The 3460-nt window shown below is 72.1% G+C and carries 4 protein-coding genes; all 4 read left to right on the forward strand.

The features are described from left to right. Positions 1-875 (forward strand): ComEC/Rec2 family competence protein (locus A612_RS15500; protein WP_019375348.1); only part of this gene is annotated, 875 nt, incomplete at its 5' end. Between the two features lie 85 nt (positions 876-960). Beyond that, the gene (locus A612_RS15505; RefSeq protein WP_081501211.1) at positions 961-1659 is read left to right on the forward strand and encodes a TetR/AcrR family transcriptional regulator; all 699 of its coding nucleotides are present in this window, start codon (positions 961-963) and stop codon (positions 1657-1659) included. A 13-nt stretch (positions 1660-1672) separates the two neighbouring features. Continuing rightward, positions 1673-2602, forward strand: a complete 930-nt coding sequence (locus tag A612_RS15510) for an SDR family oxidoreductase (protein ID WP_040437191.1) — start codon at positions 1673-1675, stop codon at positions 2600-2602. After that, the coding region (locus A612_RS15515; RefSeq protein WP_019375351.1) for a carboxyl transferase domain-containing protein at positions 2599-3460 on the forward strand (862 nt) is incomplete at its 3' end. The genes A612_RS15510 and A612_RS15515, both read left to right, overlap by 4 nt.

Below are 3460 nucleotides of genomic sequence, written 5' to 3' on the forward strand. Positions count from 1 at the left end.
GGCTGCTGGGCTTGCCGCTGGTGCTCCCCGCGCTGTGGTGGCAGCCGCCGCGGCCGCCGCCAGGGCACTACGAGCTGCTGGCGCTGGACGTGGGCCAGGGCCAGGCGGTATTGGTGCGCACGGCGCGCCACAGCCTGCTGTACGACGCCGGGCCGCGCTTCAGCGCCACCAACGACGCCGGCGAGCGCGTGGTGGTGCCGCTCCTGCAGGCGCTGGGCGAGCGGCTGGACCGGGTGGTGCTGAGCCATGGCGACCTGGACCACGTGGGCGGCGCCCCGGCGGTGTTGCGCCAGCAGCCCCGGGCCGAAGTCCTCGGCTCGATCGCCGCCGATCACCCGCTGCAGGCGCTCCGACCGGTGACGGCGTGCGTGGCGGGGCAGCGCTGGCAGTGGGATGGCGTGTCGTTCGAGGTGCTGCACCCCTTCGCAGGCGCGCCGCCGACACGCGGATCGGCAGCGCGCCCGAACGCGCGCAGCTGCGTGCTGCGCATCCAGGCGGGCGGCCCCGAAGGGCAGGGCGGGGCGACCGCGCTGCTGGCCGGCGACATCGAGCGCGCCCAGGAAGCGGCGCTGGTGGCGGCCGGGGCGCCGCTGGCGGCCGACGTGCTGCTGGTGCCGCACCACGGCAGCAAGACCTCGTCCACCGACGCCTTTCTAGACGCCGTGCATCCGGCGCTGGCCCTGGCCCAGGCCGGCTACCGGAACCGCTTTGGCCACCCCGCGCCGGTGGTGGTGCAGCGCTACGAGGAGCGCGGCATCCGGCTGGTCGCCTCACCCGCCTGCGGCGCGGCGCTCTGGCGTTCCGTGGACGCGCGCCTGCACTGCGAACGCACGGCCGCGATGCGCTATTGGCACCACCGGCTGCCGGAGCCTTGAGAGGACCCGGCCGACACGGCCGGAGGAGTATTTTCGCAAAGCAATCGCTTGCTCAAATTAAATGGCTTTGCTATGGTTCGGTTCCATGCAGACGCCCAAGCGAACGCTTTCCTCTTCGGCGGCCGAGCCCGAGCCCGGGCCTGCTGCCGCGGCTTCCGATGTGCCCGCTCGGCGCCCGCGGGGCCGCCCGCGCAAGACGATCACCGAGCAAGATGACGGCAACCGCCGGCGCAAGCTCATGGACAAGGCGGCCAAGCTGTTCCTCACCAAGGGTTACGCCGCCACCAGCACGCGCGACATCGCCGCGGCCGTGGGCATGCACAGCGGCTCGCCGTACTACCACTTCAAGAGCAAGAGTGCGCTGCTGCATGCCGTCATGAGCGAGGGCATGACCGCCGCGCTGGAAAGCCAGCAGGAAGTGCTGGATCGCCTGGGCCCGGATGCGCCGCCGCACGAGCAGTTGCGCGCCCTGGTGCGCCACCACTTCGAGATCCTGCTGGGCCCGCGCAGCGGCTTCATTCCCGTGATGCTCTACGAGTGGCGCTCGCTCACCCCCGCCCAGCGGCGCGATGTGGCGCGCATCAAGGACGCGTACGAGGCGGCGTGGATGCCGGCGCTGCAGGCGCTGGCGCACGCCGGTGCGCTCAAGGCCGAGCCGGCGGTGGCGCGGCTGTTCATCTTCGGCGCGCTGAACTGGGCCGTGAGCTGGTTTTCGCCGCGCAAGGGGCTGTCGCTGGACGCGCTGAGCGAGCAGGCGATGCTGCTTTTCATTCACCACGACTGAACCGGACCCTCCCATGACTTCTTCTGCCGTCTCTTCTTCCTGCGGCTACCGCTCAGTGTTCGCTCCGGGCCTGTTCAAGGGCCAGGTGGTGATCGTCACCGGTGGTGGCTCGGGCATCGGCCGCTGCAGCGCGCACGAGCTTGCGGCGCTGGGCGCGCACGTGGTGCTGGTCGGCCGCAAATCGGAAAAGCTCGCCGCCGTGCAGCAGGAAATCCAGGCCGATGGCGGCCAGGCCTCCATGCACGCCTGCGACATCCGCAACGAGGACGCCGTGGTGCAGCTGGTGCAGGACGTGCTGGTCGAGCGCGGCCGCATCGACGGTCTGGTCAACAACGCCGGCGGCCAGTTCATGGCGCCGCTGGAGGGCATCTCCGCGCGCGGCTGGGAGGCGGTGGTCAACACCAACCTGACGGGCGGTTTCCTGTTGGCGCGCGAGTGTTTCAAGCAATGGATGGCGGCGCACGGCGGCTCCATCGTCAACATCGTCGCCGACATGTGGGGCTCCATGCCGGGCATGGGCCACAGTGGCGCGGCGCGTGCCGGCATGGTCAGCTTCACCGAGACGGCGGCAGCCGAGTGGGCGCGCGCCGGCGTGCGCGTGAACGCCGTGGCGCCGGGCTACATCGCCTCCAGCGGCATGGACAACTACCCACCCGAGGCCGGCGACATGTTGCGCGCCATGCCGCAGACCGTGCCGCTGGGCCGCATGGGCACCGAGGCCGAGGTGTCGGCGGCCATCGCCTTCCTGCTGAGCCCGGCCGCCAACTTCATCAGCGGCACCACGCTGCGCGTGGACGGCGCACGCCCCCAGGTGCGGATGGGCTGGGGCATGCGCCAGCCGGACGCCCAGGTGCAGCAGCGCCCCGCCGTGCGGCCCTTCGAGGGGTTTCACCGCGCCCAGACGCCCAGGGTCTTCGCGGATGAGGCCAGGGGCGAGGCATGAGCGCCACGCAATTCACCTCGCGCTTCAATGCCCAGGCACCGGAGGCCCAGCGCCGCCGCGAGGCGCAAATCGAGCGTCTGGCGCAGCTGCGTGCGCTGGAGGAGCGCGCGGCCGCCGCGTCGGCGCGCTCGCTGCCGCAGTTCGAGAAGCGCGGGCAGCTGCTGCCGCGCCAGCGGGTGGCGTTGCTGCTCGATGCCGGCGCGCCGTGGCTGCCGCTGTGCGGCCTGGCGGGCTACCTGCAGGACACGCGTGACGAGGCCAGGTCCATTCCGGGCGGTGGCGTGATCGCCGGCATCGGCTTTGTCTCGGGCGTGCGCTGCATGGTGGTGGCCAGCGACTCGGGGATCGAGGCCGGCGCCATCCAGCCCATGGGGCTGGAGAAGATCCTGCGCCTGCAGGAGATCGCGCTGCAGAACCGCCTGCCCTTCGTGCACCTGGTCGAGAGTGCCGGTGCCAACCTGATGCGCTACCGCGTCGAGGGCTTCGTGCACGGCGGCGCGCTGTTTCGCAACCTGGCGCGGCTGTCCGCCGCCGGTATCCCGGTGCTGACCATCCAGCACGGCTCAGGCACGGCCGGCGGCGCCTACATGCCGGGGTTGTCGGATGTGGTCATCATGGTGCAGGGGCGATCGCGCGCCTTTCTGGCCGGCCCGCCGCTGCTCAAGGCCGCCACCGGCGAGATCGCCACCGAGGAGGAGCTCGGCGGCGCCGAGATGCACACCAGCGTCTCGGGCCTGGGCGAATACCTGGCGGGCGACGACCGCGAAGCGATTGGCATCGCGCGCGCCGTCATCGCCCAGAGCGACTGGGGCGGGCCGGCCGCGCCGCGCGTGGCGGCCGAGCCGCTGCTGCCGGCCG

Source organism: Melaminivora alkalimesophila, from assembly GCF_000282995.1.
Taxonomy (GTDB): Bacteria; Pseudomonadota; Gammaproteobacteria; order Burkholderiales; family Burkholderiaceae_C; genus Melaminivora; species Melaminivora alkalimesophila.

Coding starts and splice junctions, on each gene's coding strand:
- A612_RS15510 (WP_040437191.1), top strand. CDS start 1,673: ATGACTTCTTCTGCCGTCTCTTCTTCCTGCGGCTACCGCTCAGTGTTC.
- A612_RS15505 (WP_081501211.1), top strand. CDS start 961: ATGCAGACGCCCAAGCGAACGCTTTCCTCTTCGGCGGCCGAGCCCGAG.